Annotated in this window: 14 protein-coding genes; 2 read left to right on the top strand and 12 right to left on the bottom strand. The window is 71.6% G+C overall.

Annotation, left to right across the window (positions count from 1 at the left end; translation table 11 throughout):
• Positions 1 to 150 precede the first annotated feature (150 nt).
• The gene (locus IG86_RS0103990; protein ID WP_030894705.1) at positions 151 to 3,030 is read left to right on the top strand and encodes a bifunctional glycosyltransferase/CDP-glycerol:glycerophosphate glycerophosphotransferase; all 2,880 of its coding nucleotides are present in this window, start codon (positions 151 to 153) and stop codon (positions 3,028 to 3,030) included.
• Positions 3,027 to 4,175 carry a glycosyltransferase gene (locus tag IG86_RS0103985; RefSeq protein ID WP_030819245.1) on the top strand — a complete coding sequence of 383 codons (1,149 nt, stop codon included), beginning with the start codon at positions 3,027 to 3,029 and terminating at the stop codon, positions 4,173 to 4,175. Before IG86_RS0103990 ends, IG86_RS0103985 begins: the two co-directional genes overlap by 4 nt.
• A 101-nt stretch (positions 4,176 to 4,276) precedes the next feature.
• Here IG86_RS0103985 and galE read toward each other — a convergent pair whose 3' ends face one another.
• The 12 genes from galE to mrdA form a co-directional block, all read right to left on the bottom strand.
• Entirely contained in the window at positions 4,277 to 5,290 is a 1,014-nt protein-coding gene (gene galE / locus IG86_RS0103980; protein ID WP_030819243.1) for a UDP-glucose 4-epimerase GalE, read from the bottom strand.
• A 59-nt stretch (positions 5,291 to 5,349) separates the two neighbouring features.
• Positions 5,350 to 6,966 carry a glycosyltransferase family 2 protein gene (locus IG86_RS0103975; protein WP_037941871.1) on the bottom strand — a complete coding sequence of 539 codons (1,617 nt, stop codon included), beginning with the start codon at positions 6,964 to 6,966 and terminating at the stop codon, positions 5,350 to 5,352.
• 70 nt (positions 6,967 to 7,036) lie between these two features.
• On the bottom strand, positions 7,037 to 8,482 hold the full coding sequence (gene obgE / locus IG86_RS0103970) for a GTPase ObgE (RefSeq protein ID WP_030819241.1): 1,446 nt from the start codon (positions 8,480 to 8,482) through the stop codon (positions 7,037 to 7,039).
• Between the two features lie 177 nt (positions 8,483 to 8,659).
• Positions 8,660 to 8,914 (bottom strand): 50S ribosomal protein L27, encoded by a 255-nt coding sequence (gene rpmA, locus IG86_RS0103965; protein WP_030027134.1) that lies wholly within the window; start codon positions 8,912 to 8,914, stop codon positions 8,660 to 8,662.
• A 13-nt stretch (positions 8,915 to 8,927) separates the two neighbouring features.
• Positions 8,928 to 9,248 carry a 50S ribosomal protein L21 gene (rplU, locus tag IG86_RS0103960; protein WP_015033583.1) on the bottom strand — a complete coding sequence of 107 codons (321 nt, stop codon included), beginning with the start codon at positions 9,246 to 9,248 and terminating at the stop codon, positions 8,928 to 8,930.
• 275 nt (positions 9,249 to 9,523) lie between these two features.
• Positions 9,524 to 13,303: an Rne/Rng family ribonuclease gene (locus IG86_RS0103955; RefSeq protein WP_037941868.1), complete on the bottom strand. Its 3,780-nt coding sequence runs from the start codon at positions 13,301 to 13,303 to the stop codon at positions 9,524 to 9,526.
• 235 nt (positions 13,304 to 13,538) lie between these two features.
• Positions 13,539 to 14,318: a TIGR03936 family radical SAM-associated protein gene (locus tag IG86_RS0103950; RefSeq protein ID WP_030819237.1), complete on the bottom strand. Its 780-nt coding sequence runs from the start codon at positions 14,316 to 14,318 to the stop codon at positions 13,539 to 13,541.
• A 110-nt stretch (positions 14,319 to 14,428) separates the two neighbouring features.
• A complete protein-coding gene (locus IG86_RS0103945; RefSeq protein WP_037941866.1) occupies positions 14,429 to 15,514 on the bottom strand; it encodes a hypothetical protein in 1,086 nt (361 codons plus the stop codon).
• A gap of 76 nt (positions 15,515 to 15,590) precedes the next feature.
• Complete coding sequence (locus IG86_RS0103940) at positions 15,591 to 17,516, bottom strand: TIGR03960 family B12-binding radical SAM protein (protein ID WP_173429168.1); 1,926 nt, start codon at positions 17,514 to 17,516, stop codon at positions 15,591 to 15,593.
• Between the two features lie 72 nt (positions 17,517 to 17,588).
• Positions 17,589 to 19,109, bottom strand: coding sequence for a CYTH and CHAD domain-containing protein (locus IG86_RS0103935; RefSeq protein ID WP_030894687.1), 1,521 nt, complete (start codon positions 19,107 to 19,109; stop codon positions 17,589 to 17,591).
• A 49-nt stretch (positions 19,110 to 19,158) separates the two neighbouring features.
• On the bottom strand, positions 19,159 to 20,358 hold the full coding sequence (rodA, locus tag IG86_RS0103930; RefSeq protein ID WP_030819231.1) for a rod shape-determining protein RodA: 1,200 nt from the start codon (positions 20,356 to 20,358) through the stop codon (positions 19,159 to 19,161).
• A gap of 15 nt (positions 20,359 to 20,373) precedes the next feature.
• Positions 20,374 to 22,545, bottom strand: coding sequence for a penicillin-binding protein 2 (gene mrdA / locus IG86_RS0103925; protein WP_030819229.1), 2,172 nt, complete (start codon positions 22,543 to 22,545; stop codon positions 20,374 to 20,376).
• Between the last annotated feature and the right edge of the window lie 2 nt (positions 22,546 to 22,547).

Below are 22,547 nucleotides of genomic sequence, written 5' to 3'. Positions count from 1 at the left end.
TCGGCGACCGGACCCGCCTCTCACCTCTTCCTTAGAAGTATGCACGGCGAGCGACCACCGAGAGTCGCCCTGCCTGAGCCGAGGGCGGCACACGGTAGCTTTGACGGGATAAGCGGAATGAGCGGAACGAAACGAAACGAAGGGATCGAGGTGCACGTGCCCGACGTCTCCGTGGTCGTCATCGTCTACAACGACGCAGAGCGTCTGTCGACAGCAGTCCAGTCGGTTCTCGACCAGACACTCCAGGGTGTCGAGGTCGTGATCGTCGACGACTGCAGCCAGGACCGCTCCTTCGCGGTCGCCCAGGAACTCGAGTCAGCGCACCCGGGGAGGGTGCGCGCCTTCCAGCTGCCGCAGAACAGCGGCGGCTGCGGTGCGCCGCGCAACCACGGCATCCAGCAGGCCACGGGAACGTACGTGATGTTCCTCGACAGCGACGACGTGCTGGAGCGCAACGCCTGCCGGAACATGCTGGCCGCCGCCGAGCGGACCGGCTCCGACCTGGTCTCGGGCATGTGCGTTCGCGTGCACCTCGACAACCGGTGGGGCAAGACCACCGAGTGGTACCCCTGGATCTACTCGCGCACGCGCACGCTGGAGTCGATCACCGAGTTCCCGGACCTGCTGGTCTACGACACCCTCTCCACGAACAAGTGCTACCGGCGCGCGTTCCTGCTGGAGCAGGGCCTGGAGTTCCCGGTCGGCATCCACTACGAGGACCTGCTGTTCTCCGCGCAGGCGTACGTGGCGGCCCGGCGCATCACGCTGATCCCCAACCACGTGTACTTCTGGAACGTCGTCGAGAAGGCCGCGGCCAAGTCGATCAGCAACCGGCGCCACGAGATCGCGAACTTCGTCCACCGGATGGAGATCCACCGGCGCGTCGACGAGCTGCTGGCGGCCAAGGGCCACACGGACATCAAGTCCGCGAAGGACGCCAAGTTCCTCAAGCACGACCTGGTCCTGCACCTGCGCGACCTGCCACTGCTGAGCGACGAGTACCGCCAGGAGTTCGCGGGCCTCGCCAACGGCTACCTCGCCGGCATCGATCCGGAGGCGTACGAGCACGTCACGCACCTCCAGGCGATCTGCGCCTACCTGCTGGGCAAGGAGGACTGGGACAACCTGCTCCCGGCCGCCGACGCGATGATCAACAAGGGTCGGCTGACCTCCTCGCTCGCCGAGCGCGACGGCCGGATCTACTGGTGCGCGCAGCACATCGACGGCCCCGACGCCGACGAGGCCCGCCGGATACTGGACGTCACCGAGCAGGGTTTCCACACCACCCCGCTGCCGTCCCTCACCCTGGGCAACCGCCTCACCTCCTACGAGGACGACGGCCGCGGCACCGTCACGCTGTCCGGCACCGTCGTGAACCCGCTGGGCCGCATCGACGCCGACGCCGAGCTGAAGGCCACGCTGGAGCTCCGGGCCCGCCGGCAGGTCGGCGTGCGTTCCTTCAGCTTCCCGGTGACGACCGTGCGCCACGCCGGTGACACGATCGAGTGGCGCACCACCGCCGACATCGGCGGCACCGTGCGCCCCCTCGGCATCATCGACGCCGTCTGGGACGTCCGCCTCAAGCTGACCGCCGGCGGCGAGCGGATCGTCACCCGCGTCTCGGTCGGCGGCCTCGACCTGGATTCGGCGGCCCGGCTGCGCGTCCGGCCGCGGCTGACCCGCCTGGTCTCCGACCGTTTCGCGGCGGAGATGACCAAGAAGGGCAACCTCTCCTACGTCCTGACCGCCGAGGGCGCCGCCGCCGTCCGCACCCAGTCGCTGATCAACAACGCCATACAGGGCAAGGCGGCCGGGGTGGTCAAGCGGGGCCTGCGCAAGGCCCTGCGGGCCCGCCGGAACATGGGCTCCGGCGAGCAGAAGGTGAAGATCTACCACGAGGTCTTCTCGAAGCTGCCCGTCAAGAAGGGCACGGTCGTCTTCGAGAGCCACATGGGCAAGCAGTACAGCGACAGCCCCAAGGCCATCTACGAGGAGATGGTCCGCCAGGGCGTGCCGTTCGAGGCGATCTGGTCGTACGCGGGCGCCAGGCCCACCGGCTTCCCGAAGGACGCCACCCTGGTCAGGCGCTGGAGCTGGCAGTACCTGCGCGCCCTGGCCCAGGCGGAGTTCTGGGTCGACAACCAGGGCTTCCCGCTGGCCCTGGCCAAGCGCCCCGGCACCACGTACATCCAGACCTGGCACGGCTCCGCGCTCAAGCGGATGGGGTTCCACGAGCCCCGCACCAAGGCGCAGGGGCGGGCCGGCCAGGCCCGCTTCCAGGCGGCCGTCGACCGTTTCGACCACTTCCTGATCCGCTCCGAGCACGACGCCCGCACCCTCGCCAAGGGCTTCCGGCTGCGCGACGAGGTACTGCTGCGCACGGGCTACCCGCGCAACGACGCCCTCGTCGAGGCGCACCGGGCCGAGGCGGACAGCGGCGAGCGGGTCCGCGGCGCCCTCGCCGCCGAGCTGGGCATCGACCCGGACAAGAAGGTGCTGCTGTACGCGCCGACCTTCCGGGCCGGCGCGGACGGCGCGGTGGAGGGCTTCGCCTTCCCCTTCGACGTGGAGGAGTTCGCGGACCGGCTCGGCGACCGCTTCACGCTGCTGGTGCGGACCCACTACCTCAACAGCGTCTCGCTGCCGCCGTCGGTGGCCGGCCGGGTCGTCGACGTGTCGCGGCACCACGACATCACCCCGCTGCTGGCCCTCGCCGACGGACTGATCACCGACTACTCGTCCGTGATGTTCGACTACGCGGTCCTGGACCGGCCGATGGTGTTCTTCGCGTACGACTACGAGAAGTACGCCACCGACATCCGCGGCACGTACTTCGACCTGAAGGAGAAGGCCCCGGGCCCGGTGGTGGCCACCGCGGACGAGCTCCTGCAGGCGCTGGCGGCCTTCGAGGAGGCGGACGCCAAGTACGCGGAGGCGCGGCAGCGCTTCCTCACCGAGTTCGGCGAGTACGACCGCGGGGACGCGGCCCGCCAGATCGTCGAGAAGTTCTTCACCGGGAGCGGCAAGTGAGCCGGGACATCTTCATCGTCTCCAACAGCGTCGACGAGATCGGCGGCGTGACCACCTGGTCGCACCAGATGGCCCGGCTGTTCACCGAACGCGGCCACCGGGTGCACATCGTCGGCATCGCCCCCGTCGCCGAGGAGATCCGGCACAAGCTGCCGCAGGACCTGCCGTACGAGATGACCACGCTCTACGACGCCCACCCGCCGGCGGCGCGCCGGCTGCGCGGCATCAAGGGCCGGCTGAACGCGCCCGAGCGGCGCCGCCAGGCGGCCCGGCGGGCGCAGATGCGGGTCAAGGCCGACCGGCTGAGCGATCTGCTGCGCGGGGCCCGGCCGGGCGGGGTGGTCATCGTCACCCAGGTCTGGGCGATGGAGTGGGTGGCGCTCGCCGACACCAAGGGGCTGTCCGTCGTCGGCATGAGCCACGAGTCGTTCGAGGCCAGCCAGAAGTCGACCCGCGGCGAGCGGGTCCGCCGGTACTACCCGGAGGTCGACCGGCTGCTGGTGCTGACCGCCGAGGACGCGGACCTGTGGATCCGGGCGGGCATGGAGAACGTCGGCAGCATGCCGAACCCGATCCCCTTCATGCCCGACACCCCCGCTCCGCGCACCTCGAAGGTCGTGGCCAGCGTCGGCCGCCTCGCCTTCGAGAAGGGCGTCGACCTGCTGCTCGACGCGTGGGCGGACGCGGCGCCGCACCACCCGGACTGGGTCCTGCGGATCTACGGCGCGGGCGTGGAGGAGGCGGCCCTGCGGGCGCACTGCACCAGCCTGGGCATCGACGACTCCGTCGAGTGGATGGGCAGCACGGACGACGTGCTGGGCGCGCTGCGCGGGGCCTCGGTCTTCGCACAGGCCTCGCGCGCCGAGGGCTTCCCGATCACGCTGCTGGAGGCGATGGCGGCGGGCGTGCCGGTGGCCGCCTTCGACTGCGCGCCGGGCGTGCGGGAGATCGTCGAGCACGGCGAGGACGGGCTGCTGGCGCGGCTGGGCAACACGATGGAGCTCGCCGGACACCTGCACGTGCTGATGTCCGACGGCGAGCTGCGCGACCGGCTCGGCGACAACGCCTTCCACGCGGTGAAGCGCTACTCCAGCGCCGAGATCACCGACCGGTGGGAGGCGCTGTTCTCCTTCCTGGAGCGCTGACGGCCCGGCCGCACGCGACATGACGAGGCCGCCCGCCCCGGAGGTGTCCGGGGCGGGCGGCCTCGTCATGTGACCAGGGTGGCCGTCAGGCCTTGTGGACCTCAGGCCTTGTGGACGTCGCGGTGCGCGTCCTTGCGGGCCACCTTGTTGGCCTCCCAGCCCGCCCAGGCGGAGGTGACCATCTCGCGGACGTCGTGGCGGGCCTTCCAGCCCAGCACGGTGTTGATCTTGTCGGCGGAGGCCACGACCTTCGCCGGGTCGCCGGGCCGGCGCGGGCTGATGACCGGGGCGCGGTCGTGCCCGGTGCCCTTGTTCAGCAGCTCGACCATCTCGGCGACCGATACGCCCTCGCCGCGCCCGATGTTGACGGTGAGGTCCTTGTAGTCCTCGGCCGCGGCCCACTCGGCCAGCTTGCGGGCGGCCGCCACGTGGGCCTCCGCCAGGTCCTCGACGTGGATGTAGTCGCGGATGCAGGTGCCGTCCGGCGTCGGGTAGTCGTCACCGAAGATCTTGGCGCCCTGGCCGGCGTCGTACCGCTCGAAGACCATCGGGACCAGGTTGAAGACGCCGGTGTCCGCGAGCTCCGGGGTCGCGGCGCCCGCCACGTTGAAGTAGCGCAGGCAGGCGGTGGAGATGCCGTGCGCCTTGCCCGCGGCGCGGACCAGCCACTCGCCGGCCAGCTTGGTCTCGCCGTACGGGCTCAGCGGCGCGCACGGGGTGTCCTCCGTGACCAGGTCCACGTCGGGCATGCCGTACACGGAGGCGGAGGAGGAGAAGAGGAAGTTGCGCACGCCCGCGTCGGCCACGGCCTGGAGCAGGACCGTGAGGCCCTGCACGTTCTCGTGGTAGTAGTACAGCGGCTTCTCGACGGACTCGCCGACCTGCTTCTTGCCCGCCAGGTGCACCACGCCCGTGATCTTGTGCTCGCGGATGGTCTTCTCCAGCACCAGCCGGTCCAGGACCGAGCCGACCACCAGCGGGACGCCCTCCGGGACGCGGTCCTCGTTGCCCGTGGAGAGGTCGTCGAGGACGACGACCTTCTCCCCCGCGAGCACCATCGCGCGGACGACGTGCGCGCCGATGTAACCGGCGCCACCGGTGATCAGAAACGTCATGTGTATCTCCTTGGTCCTGTCCGACTTCGGTGGGAAAAGCGCAGCGGGGCGCACCGGGTTCAGCCCGCCCCCCGGGCCGCCCGGGCCCGGTGGAGGCGGTTGCGCACGAGGTACAGGGCTCCCTCGGCGCCCGGCGCGAGGCGCAGCGCGAGGGCGCCGGCCCCCGTCCGGTAGGGCTGCGCCAGCAGAACACCGTACCGGCTGCTGGGCAGGGCCCGACGGCGGAGCAGCCGGCCCCGGGGGCGCAGGGAGGTGAACACCGAGCTCCCGTCGGCACACTGCACGCCCACCCCGACGTTCCAGGCCTGCATCCTGCGCAGCCCCTGGCGGCGGCCGGTGACGGCGAGGTCGGCGAGGCGGAAGGGCAGTACGGCCAGCCAGCCGCCGCTGCGGTCGGGCCGCAGCTCGACGGGGCGCGCGAGGACCGGTTCGCCGCCCGCGCGGGGCATGAAGCTCAGGCGGGCGGTCTGCGGGCCGGCCTCGGCGAGGCGCCCGTAGAGGTCGTGCACGCGGATGCTGACGGCGCCGCGGCCGGCCGGTTCGGCGTCGACGGTGACGGGCAGCTCCTCGACCGGCAGCGTCGACAGGCCGTCCAGCTCGACGGGGAGCTCCTCGCTCCACACCGGCTCGCCGGAGGCGCCGACCGCGTACGGGGGCAGCAGGCGCGGCGGCTGCGCGGCGAGGCGGGTCAGCCGCTCGACGTCGGCGGGCGGGGTCGCGGTGGCGCGCAGCACCCGCACGATCCAGCGGGCGTGGGCCGCGGCCGCCTCGACGTCCGCATCGGCGAAGGTGTCGACGTACTCGCGGGTGAGGGTCCACCAGGCGGCCCGGTAGTCGGGGTTCGAGCCGAGCTCGCGCAGGTACATGCGCAGGTCGTACTCGAGGAACTTCACGTGGCAGGCGCTGCCCAGGACCGGCGATGCCTCGGCCAGGGTCCGGGCGGCCGTGCGGTGGGCCTCGATGCGCGAGCGCCAGTTCCCGACGTCCTTGCGGTCCAGGGAGATCGACACCTGGGCGGCGCTGCGGCGCACGTGCCACACGTAGACGAGGTCGCCGGTGACGGCGATGCGCGGGGCCGCGGCGAGGACGCGGGCCGTGAAGGCGAAGTCCTCGTAGACGAACCGGCCGTCGGGGAAGCGCAGGCCGTGCTCCTCCAGGAAGGCGCGCTCGTAGAGCTTGTTGACGCAGAGGGTGTCGCGGACGAGTTCCGGCCGGTCCGCCGGGTGCTCGATGACGTCGCCGGGGGTGTAGAGGCCGGGCATCCACGGCACGTCGTGGTGCTGGGGCAGCTCGCGCCGCACGGCCGCGCCGACGGTGACCGGCGCGCGGTGCTCCTCGGCCGTGCGCACCAGGGCGTCCGCCGCGCCCGGCGGCAGGATGTCGTCGCTGTCGAGGAAGAGCACGTACCGGCCGGACGCCGCGGCGATCCCGTCGTTGCGCGGGGTACCGCACCCGCCGCTGTTCTCCGCCCGGTGCACGACCTTGAGGCGGGGGTGGACGGAGGCCAGTTCGTCCAGCACCCGCGCGGTGCCGTCGGACGAGGCGTCGTTCACCGCGATGACCTCGGTGACCACCGGGCCCTGGGCGAGGGCCGAGGAGACGGCCTCGCCCACGAGCCCGGCGTCGTTGTACGCGATCACCACGACGGAAACGGTGGGGAGGTTGCTGCTGTTCACCCGAAGGATCCTAGGCGACCGGGATAAAGGCGCCTTCAAACCCTCCGGGACCCATTCCCTCGGGAGTGGACTAGAACGGCCGGAATTCGTCGTACTCCTTCTGCGCCGAGTCCCCGCGCTGGGCTTCCTTGTCCTTGCGGCGGGTGGTCGCCGGACGCGGGGCGTCCAGACGGTGGTCCTCGCCGCGGCGGCCCAGCATCTCGGCGCCGGCCATCACGGTCGGCTCCCAGTCGAAGACGACCGCGTTGTCGTCGGAACCGATCGCCACGCCGTCGCCGGCGCGGGCCCCGGCCTTCTTCAGCGCGTCCTCGACACCGAGGCGGTTGAGGCGGTCGGCCAGGTAGCCGACGGCCTCGTCGTTGTTGAAGTCGGTCTGGCGGACCCAGCGTTCCGGCTTCTCGCCGCGCACCACGTACACGTCCTCGGCCTCGTCGTAGGCGACGGTGAAGCCGGCGTCGTCCACGGCCTTCGGGCGGATGACGATGCGGGTCGCCTCCTCCTTCGGCTTGCGGGCACGGGCCTTGGCGATGACCTCGGCGAGGAAGTAGGAGAGCTCCTTCAGGCCCGTACGGGCGACCGCGGAGACCTCGAAGACCTTGTAGCCGCGGGCCTCCAGGTCGGGGCGCACCATGTCGGCGAGCTCCTGGCCGTCCGGGATGTCGACCTTGTTCAGGACGACGAGGCGCGGGCGCTTCTCCAGACCGCCGCCGTAGAGCTTGAGCTCCTCCTCGATGACGTCGAGGTCGGCGATCGGGTCGCGGTCGGACTCCAGCGTGGCCGTGTCCAGGACGTGCACGAGCACCGAGCAGCGCTCGACGTGGCGCAGGAACTCAAGGCCCAGGCCGCGGCCCTGGCTGGCGCCCGGGATCAGGCCGGGGACGTCGGCGATCGTGTAGACGGTCGAGCCGGCGGTGACGACGCCCAGGTTCGGGACGAGGGTGGTGAAGGGGTAGTCCGCGATCTTCGGCTTGGCGGAGGAGAGCACCGAGATCAGCGAGGACTTGCCGGCGCTCGGGAAGCCGACCAGCGCCACGTCGGCGACGGTCTTGAGCTCCAGGACGATGTCGCCGGTGGTGCCGGGGACGCCGAGGAGCGCGAAGCCGGGGGCCTTGCGGCGGGCGGAGGAGAGCGCGGCGTTGCCGAGGCCGCCGCGGCCGCCCTCGGCGGCCACGTAGGTGGTGCCCTGACCGACGAGGTCGGCGAGGACGTTGCCCTCCTTGTCGAGGACGACGGTGCCGTCCGGCACGGGCAGGATCAGGTCCTGGCCGTCCTTGCCGGAGCGGTTGCCGCCCTCGCCGGGCTTGCCGTTGGTGGCCTTGCGGTGGGGGCTGTGGTGGTAGTCCAGCAGGGTGGTGATCGCCTGCTCCACCACCAGGATGACGTCGCCGCCGCGGCCGCCGTTGCCGCCGTCGGGGCCGCCGAGCGGCTTGAACTTCTCCCGGTGAACGGAGGCGCAGCCGTGGCCCCCGTTACCCGCGGCGACGTGCAGCTCGACGCGGTCCACGAAGGTGGTCATGGTTGTTCCTCCAGATACAGCGGGATCGTCCGGAAAAATCCGGTGGCAGGCCTTGCTGCCCATTAAACGTGTCTATGTGACAACGCGCCGAGGGCGGACCTCTCTTCCCGGCCTGAGCCGGGAAGAGCTGAGATCCGCCCTCGGGAAGTTACGAACGCTTGATCAGCAGAAGCTGGATCAGGCGGCCGGAACGATGTTGACGACCTTGCGGCCACGGTGCGTGCCGAACTGCACGGCACCGGCCTGCAGCGCGAACAGCGTGTCGTCGCCACCACGACCGACACCCGAGCCCGGGTGGAAGTGGGTGCCGCGCTGGCGGACGAGGATCTCGCCGGCGGAGACGACCTGACCGCCGAAGCGCTTCACGCCGAGCCGCTGGGCATTGGAGTCGCGCCCGTTCCGGGTGGACGATGCGCCCTTCTTGTGTGCCATGTCTCAGTCCCTCTTACTTCGCAGCCGCGGGGATACCGGTGACCTTGATCGCCGTGTACTGCTGGCGGTGACCCTGGCGACGGCGGTAGCCGGTCTTGTTCTTGTAGCGCAGGATGTCGATCTTGGCGCCCTTGTGGTGGTCCACGACCTCGGCCGTGACCTTGATACCGGCCAGGACCCACGGGTCGCTGGTCACGGCGTCGCCGTCGACAACGAGCAGGGTCGAGAGCTCGACCGTGTCGCCAACCTTGGCAGTGGAAATCTTGTCAACCTCAACGATGTCGCCGACAGCAACCTTGTGCTGGCGACCACCGCTGCGCACGATGGCGTACACGCGGATCTCTCTCTCACTCGGGACGGATGCTCCTGAAGCCAGCCGCTCAGACGGGCCGGGGCCCGCGCTGATCCGGAATGGACGAGCGGCCTCTCCCGCACAGCGCTTGCGCGCCGGAAGCCGGAGGAAGGTGCTCAGGAGCTCGACGCGCGCTGAACGGATTCGTACAGGACACGCCGACGGTCTAGGTTACGGGGCCGCTTCCGGAGGGTCAAACCGGGCCCCGCACGGCCGTGGGCCCCGCCGCTCGGCGGGGCCCACGGTCACGGGACGGATCAGGCTTCGGCCGGAGCCGAGACGGACGGGGCAGCCTGCTGCTCCGCCGCCGCGGTCTTCTTCGTCGCCCGCTTCGTCGCGGTCTTCTTGGTCGTGGCCGCCTTCTTGGCCACGGTCTTCTTGGCGGCCGCCGCCTTCTTGGCCGGGGCCTTCTTCGCCGCGGTCGCCTTCTTGGCCGGAGCCTTCTTGGCGGCCTTCTTGGCCGGGGCGGCCTCCGGCTCCTCGGCCGGGGCGGCCTCCTCGGCTGCCGGGGCGGCCGGCTCGGTCACCGGGGCCTCGACGACCACCACGGCGGCCTCCGCCGCGCCTGCCGGGGAACCGGCGGGTGCGGTGGCCTTGCGGGTGGCACGACGGCGCGGACGGGCCGGCGCGGCCTCCGCCACCGGGGGCTCCTCGGCCGCGGCGGCCGGCTCGGGCTCGGCGACGGGCTCGGGCTCCGGGACGACGACCGGCTCGGGGGCCGGGGCCGGCTCAGGCTCCGCCGCGACGACCGGCTCCGGGGCCGGCTCGGCGGCGGACGTCGGCGCGGTGGCCTTACGGGTCGCACGGCGACGGGTACGGCCCTTCGGTGCGGCCTCCTCGACCGGGGCGGCCGGGGCGGCCTCGACCGACTCCGCGGCCTCCACGGCCTCGGTGACGACCTCGGTGACCGGCTCCAGGACGGTGTCGGCCGGCTCGGTCACCGGCTCGGCGACGACCTCGGCCACGGGGGCCGGGGCCTGCGCCGGAGCGGCCTCACGCCGCGGGGCACCCGCGGGAGCGGTCGCCTTGCGGGTGGCACGGCGACGGTTGCGGCGCCCGCTCAGACCCGCAGCGGCCTCCGCCTCGGCCGCGGAGCCGTACAGCTCCTCGCCCGCGGTGAACTCCGGCTCGGGCAGCGCCTTCGGCGCGGCCACTTCGGCGGCGACCTCGGCCTCGGACTCGAAGGCCTCGGCCTCCGGGGTCTCGACGGTCTCGACCTCGTGGTCGTGCTGGTCGAACTCGGTGCGGCCGCCACGGCGCTTCGAGCGCTTGCCGTTGCCACCGCCGCCGATCGCGGCCGGCGTCTCCATGTGGACGATGACACCGCGGCCGTTGCAGTGGACGCAGGTCTCGGAGAAGGACTCCAGCAGACCCTGGCCGACCCGCTTGCGGGTCATCTGGACCAGGCCGAGCGAGGTGACCTCGGCGACCTGGTGCTTCGTACGGTCACGGCCCAGGCATTCCAGCATGCGCCGCAGGACCAGGTCGCGGTTGGATTCCAGGACCATGTCGATGAAGTCGATGACGACGATGCCGCCGAGGTCGCGCAGCCGCAGCTGGCGCACGATCTCCTCGGCCGCCTCCAGGTTGTTCCTGGTGACGGTCTCCTCGAGGTTGCCGCCCTGACCGGTGAACTTGCCGGTGTTGACGTCGATGACGATCATCGCCTCGGTCTTGTCGATCACAAGCGAGCCGCCCGAGGGCAGCCACACCTTGCGGTCGAGCGCCTTGGCGAGCTGCTCGTCGATCCGGTACGTCGCGAAGACGTCGACCTCGGAGGTCCAGCGCTGCAGCCGGTCGGCCAGGTCTGGGGCGACGTGCGAGACGTAGCCGTGGATGGTCTCCCAGGCGCCGTCGCCGCTGACGATGACCTTCGAGAAGTCCTCGTTGAAGATGTCGCGCACGACGCGGACGGTCATGTCCGGCTCGCCGTACAGCAGGGACGGCGAAGAGGTCGTGATCTGCTTCGACTTCTTCTGGATGTCCTCCCACTGGGCCTGCAGACGCTCGACGTCGCGGCGCAGCTCGTCCTCGCTCGCACCCTCGGCGGCCGTGCGCACGATGACGCCCGCGTCCTCGGGGACGATCTTCTTGAGGATGGTCTTCAGGCGCGCGCGCTCGGTGTCGGGCAGCTTGCGGCTGATGCCGGTCATCGAGCCCTCGGGCACGTAGACCAGGTAGCGGCCGGGCAGCGAGACCTGGCTGGTCAGGCGGGCGCCCTTGTGGCCGATCGGGTCCTTGGTGACCTGCACCAGGACCGACTGGCCGGACTTGAGGGCGGACTCGATGCGGCGCGGCCCGTTGGCCATGCCGAGCGCCTCGAAGTTGACCTCACCGGCGTACAGGACGGCGTTGCGGCCCTTGCCGATGTCGATGAACGCGGCCTCCATCGACGGCAGCACGTTCTGGACCTTGCCCAGGTAGACGTTGCCGACGTACGAGGTCGCTTCTTCCTTGTTGACGTAGTGCTCGACGAGCACGTTGTCCTCGAGGACGCCGATCTGCGTGCGCTCGCCGGACTGGCGGACGACCATCACGCGCTCGACGGCCTCGCGGCGGGCCAGGAACTCGGCCTCGGTGATGATCGGGACGCGGCGGCGGCCCTGCTCGCGGCCTTCGCGGCGGCGCTGCTTCTTCGCCTCCAGACGGGTCGAGCCCTTGATGGACTGGACCTCGTCGGACGGCTCGGCCTTCTCGCGCGCCGGGCGCGGCTCGCGGACCTTGACGACGGTGCGCACACCGTCCTCGTCGCCCGCTTCGGCGACCTCGGCGCCCGTGTCGCCGCTGCGGCGACGGCGACGGCGGCGACGGCGGCTGGAGGTGGATCCGAGGGCCTCGTCGCCCTCGTCGAAGTCGGCGGCCTCTTCCTCGGTGTCGGCCTCCTGCTCGGCGGCCTCGGCCTCGGTCTCCTCCTCGGCGGACTCGTCGAGGTCGGCGGCCTCACCGCGACGGCGGCGACGGCCACCACGGCGGCGACGGCGCGAGGGGCGCTCGCCCGACTCGTCGCCCTCTTCGAAGTCCGAGGCCTCGGCGGACTCGTCCTCGAGGTCGGCGGCCTCGGCCTCCGGCTCCTCCTCGGCGAGCACCTCGGGCAGCGAGACCGGCGCGGTCTCGGCGGCGCCACGGCCACGGCGGCGGCGACGGCCGGCGGGCTGCGCGGCCTCGACGGGAGCGGCGGCCTCGGTCTCCTCTTCCTCCTCGACCTCCTCGGCCTCGCTCGCGGCGGCGGCCGCGGCGGCCATGGCGGCGGTCTCGGGGGTCTGGAACATCGGCTCGGTGAAGACCGGCGCCTGGAAGACGGCCACGGCGGGACGCACCGCGCGGCGGCCACGGGCCGGCGCGGCGGGCGCCTCGGCGGCCTCGGGCTCGGCGGCGGCAGCGGGCTGCTGCGCGGCGGCGGCCGCGGTCGTGGAACGGGTGGCGCGGCGGCGGCCGCGCTTCGGGGCGTCCACGGCGTCGGCGACGGTCACGGCGCGGGCGGCGGCCTTGGGGGCCTCCTCCACCGCGGGGGCGGCCTCGGTGACGGTCTCGGCGGCCGGAGCGGCGACGGCGCGGGTGGCACGACGACGGGCACGCGGAGCCGGAGCGGCCGAGGCCTCCTCGACGACCGGAGCGGCAACGGCCTCGGCGGCAGCCGGGGCCTCCACAACCGGAACCTCGGCAGCCTCAGCCGCCGGAGCGGCCACGGCGCGGGTGGCACGACGACGGGCACGCGGAGCCGGAGCCGCCGCGGCCTCCTCGACGACCGGAGCGGCAACGGCCTCGGCGGCGGGCTCGACGACGGCCTCGACGGCCTGGGCCTTCGGAGCGGCCACGGCGCGGGTCGCACGACGGCGGGGACGGGCGGGGGCGGCGGCCGGAGCGGCCTCCTCGACGGGGGCGGGCTCCGCCACCGGCGTCACCTCGGCGGCTGCGGCGCCGCCGGGCGGACCGGCCGGCCGGGAGGCGGCGCGGCGACGCCTGCGCGGGGGCAGGTTGTCGCTGGGGCTGCCGCTGTCGGCGCCGGCGGGGGTGGTGTCGTTTTCGTTGTTGAGCATTGCGGGCGGTTCTCCCGTCACGCTCCCGGGCGCCGCGGCTGACTTCCGGTCCGGCACGGCTCCGCGCGATGACGCGGAGCCGGCCTCCGGGGCGCGTTCGCCACACGGGAGCTGTAGTCCATGGCCGCCGGTTCCGTACGTGTTTGTCCGTACGGCCTGGCGGAAGTCTTCAGGTCTGTACGCGGCCCGACCCAGGTGGCTCCCGAGTGCCAGGGCTGCGCGACGACGACGATCCCTACGCGGCGGGACCTTCCGGCGCCTTCGCGTCGGCGGTCACGGCGACCGTGGGTGGGGCGGCCGTGTCTGCCTCGCGGTCGGGCGCGAGCGGGTCGGTCACCGTGCCGGACTCCTCGTCGAAGAGCCCCTGCGCCAGCCTGGTCACCGCAGAGGGGACCGGCGGCGCCAGGTCGGCCACAGCTCGGAGACCGGACAGGACGTCGTCGGGTCGCACGGCAGGTGTCAGATGCCGAACAACCAGCCGCAGTATCGCACAAGCATTGTCCAGCGGCCTATCAGCCGGCGCGGGAAGCGCTTCGAGGCTGACGACCGCACCGCGGGTGTCGAAGGTCCGCACGCCGTTCTTGGTCCGGCGCTGCACCTCGACGGTCTCGGCGGCGAGGAAGACCTCCACCGCCCGCTCGGCCTCGGCGAGCTCCACGCCGTCCAGGCGCAGCTCCCACACGGAGGCGGTCAGCCGGTCCGCGAGGCCGGAGGTACGGGCCTCGACGGCGTCGATGATGTCGAGCCCGGCCGGCATGGACTCGTCGAGCAGCTTGCGGAGGGTCTCGGGGTCGCGGGACGCCGCGAGACCGATCTCCAGGTATTCGGCCTCGCTGCCGGTGCCGGTCGGGGCGGCGTTCGCGTAGCTGACGCGGGGGTGCGGGGTGAAGCCCGCCGAGTACGCCATCGGCACCTCGGCGCGGCGCAGGGCCCGCTCGAAGGCGCGCTGGAAGTCTCGGTGGCTGGTGAACCGGAGGCGGCCGCGCTTGGTGTAGCGCAGTCGGATGCGCTGCACCACCGGTGCGGGAGGCGGGCCTTCGGGCTGTCGCTTGCCCAGTGGTTCTTCTCCTTGTGCGGGGCTCCGCGGCTCGCGCTTCGCCCTGAGGTCTGTCGACCCGCTCCGGCTCACCCCTGCCGTCGGGGCAGGGAGATCTCGTCTGCGGGTGCCGCGTCGGCGGCTGTCGTACTACCCAGAGTACGCGCCCGTGACCTCGCCGGTTCCACCGGAGGAGTACCGAAGAGCGCCCGGCGCACGGTGGCCCTTGCCTCGCGGACGGCTGAGCGGCCGGTCCGCCAGACCTCGCGCACGGCGTGTCCGACGGGGGTGAGGACGTGCCGGTACACCTGGGAGGCGGGCCATCCGACCAGTACCCGGCCGACCCACTTGAGCCCGCGCCACAGGGCGGCGACGATCCGCCCGGCCACGCCCCAGGCCCAGACGAGGACCTGCCCGACCGGCGTGAGGACGTACCGGTAGAGGGCGGCGGCCAGCCACGCCACGCCGAGGCCGACGGGCCGCAGCAGGTACCGGTACCCGGCGACCACGAGCCATGCGAGGCCCAGCCCGACCGGCCGCAGCAGGTACCGGAACACCGCGACCGCCAGCCACACGAGGCCGTGGCCGACGGGGGTCAGCACGTACCGGTACACCGCGGCGGCCAGCCAGGCGATCCCGCGGCCGACGGGCGCGAGCACGTAGCGCCACAGCGCGACCCACGGCCAGACGAACAGCGTCATGCCGAGGACCCACCCGATCCAGGTCACGCCCTTGGCGAGGGGTGCGAGCAGGTAGCGCATGCCGCCGCGGCCGATCCAGGCCAGCGCCTCCCCGAGCGGACGCAGCACGCGGGCGGTCAGGAACCGCCCGGCCGGCGCCAGCACCTGGTCGTACAGGCCCCGCCACACCCGCGCCAGCCCTCGGCCGACCGGGGTGAGCACGTAGCGCCACAGCCCGACCCACGGCCAGACGAAGACCAGCTTGAACAGGGTGGTCAGCAGCCACCCCAGCGCACGGAGCAGCGGCTCGACGACATGGACGTACAGCGGCCCGAGGACGTGCCGGTGCACGGCCCGGCCCGCGGCGACCAGCAGTTCCCAGACCACTCGTACGGGCAGTACGGCGAGTACGGCGACGATCTTCACGGGGATCCTGATGACGCCCACCAGGCACCCGTCGCCGCCGCCGGCCGGAGGCCGTTTGTCCATGTCCATGCAGTGGAGGACACGGCGGAGGCCCCCACCCGTTGCGGGCGGGGGCCTCTCGTGACCCAAGGGTTACTTCGGCGGGCTACTTCACGACCGACAGCGGCAGCAGCTTCTTGCCCGTCGGGCCGATCTGGATCTCGGTCTGCATCTGAGGACACACGCCGCAGTCGAAGCACGGGGTCCAGCGGCAGTCGTCGACCTCGGTCTCGTCGAGGGCGTCCTGCCAGTCCTCCCAGAGCCAGTCCTTGTCGAGACCGGAGTCCAGGTGGTCCCAGGGCAGGACCTCCTCGTAGGTGCGCTCGCGCGTGGTGTACCAGGCGACGTCGACGCCGTAGGCGGGCAGCGTCTTCTCCGCGGCCTCCATCCAGCGGTCGTAGCTGAAGTGCTCGCGCCAGCCGTCGAAGCGGCCGCCCGACTCGTAGACGGCCCGGATGACGTCGCCGATGCGGCGGTCGCCGCGGGAGAGGAGGCCCTCGACGATGCCCGGCTTGCCGTCGTGGTAGCGGAAGCCGATGGAGCGGCCGTACTTCTTGTCGCCGCGGATCTTGTCGCGGAGCTTGCCCAGGCGGGCGTCCGTCTCCTCGGCCGACAGCTGCGGCGCCCACTGGAACGGGGTGTGCGGCTTGGGCACGAACCCGCCGATCGACACCGTGCAGCGGATGTCGTTCTGGCCGGAGACCTCGCGGCCCTTGGCGATGACGTTGACCGCCATGTCGCCGATCTGGAGCACGTCCTCATCGGTCTCGGTGGGCAGGCCGCACATGAAGTACAGCTTCACCTGGCGCCAGCCGTTGCCGTAGGCGGTGGCGACGGTCCGGATCAGGTCCTCCTCCGAGACCATCTTGTTGATGACCTTGCGCATGCGCTCGGAGCCGCCCTCGGGGGCGAAGGTCAGGCCGGAGCGGCGACCGTTGCGGGTCAGCTCGTTGGCCAGGTCCACGTTGAAGGCGTCCACGCGGGTCGACGGGAGGGACAGGCCCACCTTGTCGTCCGAGTAGCGGTCGGCGAGGCCCTTGGCGATGTCGGCGATCTCGGTGTGGTCCGCGGACGACAGCGAGAGGAGGCCGACCTCCTCGAAGCCGGTCGCCTTGAGGCCCTTCTCCACCATCTCGCCGATGCCGGTGATGCTTCGCTCCCGCACGGGGCGCGTGATCATGCCGGCCTGGCAGAAACGGCAGCCGCGGGTGCAGCCGCGGAAGATCTCCACGGACATGCGCTCGTGGACGGTCTCGGCGAGCGGGACCAGGGGCTGCTTGGGGTACGGCCACTCGTCGAGGTCCATGACGGTGTGCTTGGACACGCGCCACGGCACGCCGGAGCGGTTGGGGACGACGCGGCCGATGCGGCCGTCCGGGAGGTACTCGACGTCGTAGAAGCCCGGCACGTAGACGTTGCCCGTCTTGGCGAGGCGCAGCAGGACCTCTTCGCGCCCGCCCGGCCTGCCTTCGGCCTTCCACGTGCGGATGATCTCGGTCATGTCGAGGACGGCCTGCTCGCCGTCGCCGATGACCGCGCAGTCGATGAACTCCGCGATCGGCTCCGGGTTGAAGGCCGCGTGGCCGCCCGCGAGGACGATCGGGTGGTCGACGGTGCGGTTGCGGGCCTCCAGGGGGATGCCGGCGAGGTCCAGCGCCGTGAGCATGTTGGTGTAGCCCAGCTCCGTGGAGAAGGACAGGCCGAACACGTCGAAGGCGGAGACCGGGCGGTGGCTGTCCACGGTGAACTGCGGCACGTTGTGCTCGCGCATCAGCTCTTCGAGGTCGGGCCACACGCTGTAGGTGCGCTCGGCGAGGACGCCCTCACGCTCGTTGAGCACCTCGTAAAGGATCATCACGCCCTGGTTGGGCAGCCCGACTTCGTATGCGTCCGGGTACATGAGGGCCCAGCGGACGTCGCAGCTCTCCCACGGCTTGACCGTGGAGTTGAGTTCACCGCCGACGTACTGGATGGGCTTCTGCACGTGCGGAAGCAGGGCCTCAAGCTGAGGGAAGACCGACTCGGTCATCACGCGACTTTCGTGAAGCGGGCAGGGGGCAGCTATCAAGCGTACCCCGATGGCTCAGCCGCCCCCACCGCATGATCACTTCAGGGCGGTCCGCAGGGCGGGGGCCGAGGCCTTCGCCCAGACGCCGGGAAGTTCCCGTTCGCGCCGCTCGGCCAGGGCTTCTTCGCGACCGTAGAGCACACCCCAGGTGAAGGCCGGCTCCCCCGCGTCCGTCGCCTGGGCCGCGAGAGCGCGCAGGGCGTCGCGTGCGACCACGCTGTCCTGGTGGTCGCCGAGCAGGGTCTGGACCTTCTTGAGGGCCTTGGCCAGGTGTTTCGCCGGTTTGCCCAGCTCGGGCACGGCCGACTCCGCCGCGTAGCGGACGCGTTTGGCCGCCTTGCGGGCCTCGTGGAGGGCGAGGTCCCGCTCCCGGCCCTCGTCGAGGGCGAGCGCGCCGTCGATGCGGGTGGCGAGGCGGGCGTAGTCGCGGAGCACCGCCTTGGGGAGGATCTTCTCGGGAGGCTTGGCGGCGCCGGCGAGCAGCGGGGGCGCGTCCAGCAGCGCGTCGAGGGCGTTGAGCAGGGTGACGTAGCGGTCGCTGTCCAGCGCGGCCAGGGCCCTGCGCCGCGAGGCGGAACGCCGGCTGGTGTTCCATGTCCGCAGCCGGCTGCGGACCGGGCCGGTGAGGAGGGTGCGGGGCAGTTCGGCGAGGTGGTCCTGGAGCCGCTCCATCAGGACCTCCTGGTCGCGGTCGACGCCGAGTTCGGCGGCCAGCCAGCGCAGCTGCTCGCCGATGGGGTCGGTGACGTCGCGGTCCAGGACCTTGCGGTAGGTCTTGAAGGCGCTGCGCAGCCGGCGGGTGGCGACCCGCATCTGGTGGACGGAGTCGGGCAGGTTCCGCCGTACGGCCGGGTCCTGGGCGACCAGGGCGTCGCGCTGCTCGGTCAGGTACGCGACGACGTGCGCGCCGGCGGTGCCTTCGGGTCCTGCTCCGGCGGGCCGGGCCGGGGGCTCGGCGTCGGTCTCCACGAGGGCCCGGGCGAGCTTCGAGGGGGCGTCGGAGACGCGGAGGCCGGCCTTGCGGAAGGCCTTCTCGACGGCGTCGAGCAGCTCGGGGTCGACGCCGTCGGCGAGTTCCACCTCGACCTCGGTCCAGCCGGCGGTGGCGTCGCCCCGCTCGGCCACGACCTCGTCGGTGCTCAGTTCCGCGAGGAGCGCCCCGTCGGCGTCGAGGAGGTGGCTGACGCGGCGGGAGGAGACCAGTCGGACCTGCGGCCGGAGTCCGGCGTCGCGGACGCGGGAGCGGACGAGGGCGGCGAGGGCGGGCGGGACCGTGTCGCTGAGCGCGGCCCCGACCTCGTCGCGCACTCCCGGGGAGACGGGCAGTTTGAGGTGCCAGCCCTCGTCCGCGCCGCCCGTTCTGCGCCGCAGGGTGAGACCGTCGGCGGCGAGCCGCTGGTCGGGGGTGTCGTAGTAGACGGCGTCGAGGTCGACGGTGCCCTGGTCGGTGACGGCCGCGATGGCGGCCGTCCCCGTCAGGTCCGGCACCCCGCGCCGGGCAGATTTGGCCTTGGAGAACTCGAATTTCCGCTCGATCTCGCGCTTTGTGTCCGCCATGTACCGAACTTAGTCCTGAACGGAACACGTCTGCAGGATGAACGGAACATCAGGCTGACAATGGCCTTTGGACCTTGATCGACTGGAGGAGTCCGACCGCTATCCACACGGCGAACATCGACGAGCCGCCGTAGGACACGAACGGCAGCGGCAGGCCGGCCACCGGCATGATGCCGAGGGTCATCCCGATGTTCTCGAAGGACTGGAAGCCGAACCAGGCGATGATGCCGGCGCACACGATCGTCCCGTAGAGCTCGGTGGTCTCCCGGGCGATCACGCAGGCCCGCCACAGGATGACGCCGAGCAGCAGCAGGATCAGGCCCGCTCCGAGGAAGCCGAGCTCCTCGCCGGCCACGGTGAAGACGAAGTCCGTCTGCTGCTCGGGCACGAACTGGCCGGTGGTCTGCGAGCCCTTGAACAGCCCCGAGCCGGTCAGGCCGCCGGAGCCGATGGCGATGCGCGCCTGGTTGGTGTTGTAGCCGACGCCGGCGGGGTCGAGCTCGGGGTTGGCGAAGGCCGCGAAGCGGTTGATCTGGTACTCGTCGAGGACGCCGAGCTGCCATATCAGGACGGCCCCGGCCACGCCGGAGCCGAGGAGGCCGAACACCCAGCGGTTGGAGGCCCCGGAGGCGAGCAGCACGCCGAGCACGATGACGACCATGACCATGACGGACCCGAGGTCGGGCATCAGCATGACGATGCCCATCGGGGCGGCGGCCAGGCAGAGCGCCTTGACGACCGTGCGGTGGTCCGGATGGGCGAGGTCGCCCGCGTCCACCCGGGTGGCGAGCAGCATCGCCATGACCAGGATGATCGTGATCTTCACGAACTCGGACGGCTGGAGGGAGAATCCGCCGCCGATCACGATCCACGCGTGGGCGCCGTTGATGGTGGCGCCGAGCGGGGTCAGCACGGCGAGGATCAGCACCAGCGAGAGCCCGTAGAGGACCGGCACGGCTCCGCGCAGGGTGCGGTGGCCGAGCCAGACGGTGCCGATCATCAGCACCAGGCCGATGCCGGTGTTCAGGGCGTGCCGGGCGAGGAAGTAGTACGGGTCCCCCTGGTTCAGGCTGGTCCTGTTGCGGGTCGCCGACCACACGAGCAGGGCGCCGAGGAAGGACAGGGCGAGCGAGGAGAGCAGGATCGGCCAGTCGAGCCGGCGCAGCACGGAGTCGCGGGCGGTGAGCCTGGCCATCGGGCCGCGCTCGGGCGCGTACCGCGAGACGGAGAACTTGTTGGCGGTTGGCATGTCGGTATGGGGTCCTCAGTCGTGCCGTGTCGGGGGTGGCCCGGCGAGTGCCGGCGGTTCCAGGTCCTCCGGGGACGGCGGTACGTACGGCCGGATGTCGGGGGATTCGATGGAGCCGTCGGGGTTGATCCTGGGCAGTTTCGTCTCCGGGGCCGGCAGCAGGGCCCTCTTCGGGTCCGGCTTCCCTTCCATGGTCAGACCGTAGATGGCGTTGTAGAGGTTGCGCACGGCGGGGCCGGAGGCGCCGGAGCCGGTGCCGCCCTGGGAGATCGTCATGACGATCGTGAAGTCCTTGGTGTAGGTCGCGAGCCACGACGTGGTCTGCTTGCCGTAGACCTGGGCGGTACCCGTCTTCGCGTGCATCGGGATCTTGTCCTGGGGCCAGCCGCCGAAGCGCCACGCGGCGGTGCCGCCGGGTTCGACGACCATGCGCAGGCCCCTGTCGAGGTCGGCGATGGTCTGGGCGCCGATGGGGAGCCTGCCGTGGGACTGGGGCTTGAGCATCTCCACGTGCTTGCCGTCGGGGCTGATCACGGCCTTGCCGACGGTGGGGTTGTAGAGGGTGCCGCCGTTGCTGATGGCGGAGTAGGCGGTGGCCATCTGGATGGGGGTGACGAGGACGTCGCCCTGGCCGATGGCGAAGTTGATGCTGTCGTAGGCCTTGAGCTGGTTGCCTTCGAGGCAGCTCTCGTAGGCGATCTGCTCGACGTAGGTGCCGCCCCGCTTGCCCTGCTTGCACCAGGAGTTCTTGTTGGCCGCCCAGAAGCTCTGCTTCCACTGGCGGTCGGGGATGCGGCCCTTGACCTCGTTGGGCAGGTCGATCCCGGTCTCCGAGCCGAGTCCGAACTCCCGGGCGGTCCGGTAGAACCAGTCGTGGGCGTCCTTCTTCGGGCTGAGGCCGCCGTCGCGCTGCCACTCCTTGTGCCCGAGGGCGTAGAAGACGGTGTTGCAGGAGAACTTGAGGGCCTCGCCGAGGGTGATGGGGCCGTGTCCCTTGGACTCGAAGTTCGCGAAGCTCCGGCCGCCGAGGCTGTAGGAGCTGCTGCAGTTGTACTTGTCGTTGAACTTGTAGCCGGCCCGGACGGCGGCGCTCGCGGAGACCACCTTGAAGATGGAGCCGGCGGGGGCCATGCCCTGGATGGCCCGGTTGAGCAGCGGGTAGTTGGAGCTCTTGCTGGTGAGCTTGGCGTAGTCCGCGCCGGAGATGCCGCCGACCCAGGCGTTGGGGTCGTAGTCGGGCTGGGAGGCCATCGCGACGATGCGGCCGGTCCTGGCCTCCATGACGACGACGGCGCCCGAGTCGGCCTCGTACTTGCGGCCGGTGATGTTGTCGGTCTCGTTGCGGACGACCTTCATCGCCTGCTGGAGCTCGTACTCGGCGACGGCCTGGACGCGGGCGTCGATGCTGGTGACGAGGGTGGATCCGGCGATCCCGGGGTCGGACTTGGTCTGCCCCATGACCCGGCCGAGGTTGTCGACCTCGTACGAGGTGACCTCCGCCTTGCCCCGCAGCTGCCGGTCGTAGGTGCGCTCGATGCCGGAGCGGCCGACCTGGTCGGACCGCAGGTGCGGGGAGTCGGTGTCCTTGGCCTTCTGGATCTCCTCGTCGGTGACGGGCGAGAGGTAGCCGAGCACCTGCGAGGTGCGGGCCCCTCCGGGGGCCGGGTAGCGGCGGACGGCGGTGGGTTCCGCGGTGATGCCGGGGAACTCCTCCGGCCGTTCGCGCAGCTGGAGCGCCTGCTGGGTGGTGGCTTCGAGGGTGACCGGGATCGGCTGGTACGGGGAGCCGTTCCAGCAGGGCTTGGGCGTCTGGGAGTCGCAGAGCCGGACCTTGTCCATGACCTCCTTGGGGGTCATGTCCAGGACGTCGGCGAGGCGGGTCATGACGCCCTTGCCCCTGTCCTTCATCTTCATGAGCGCGGTGCGGCTTGCGGAGACGACCAGGCGGGTCTCGTTGTCGGCGAGGGGGACCCCGCGGGCGTCGAGGATCGAGCCGCGCACGGCGGGCTGGACGACCCGCTGGACGTGGTTGCTCTTCGCCTCGTGGTAGTACTCCGCGCCGTTGCGGATCTGGAGGAACCAGAGCCGGCCGCCGAGGGTGATGAGCATCGAGAAGACGAGGACCTGCATGATGACGAGCCTGATCTGCACCCGGGAGGTGCGGCCGGTCTCCGGGACGTTGGTCACGT

The sequence above is a fragment of the Streptomyces virginiae genome, assembly GCF_000720455.1.
GTDB classification, from domain to species: Bacteria; Actinomycetota; Actinomycetes; order Streptomycetales; family Streptomycetaceae; genus Streptomyces; species Streptomyces virginiae.
The sequence above is the reverse complement of the archived record's forward strand: the minus strand, read 5'-3'. Positions and strand labels throughout refer to the sequence as shown.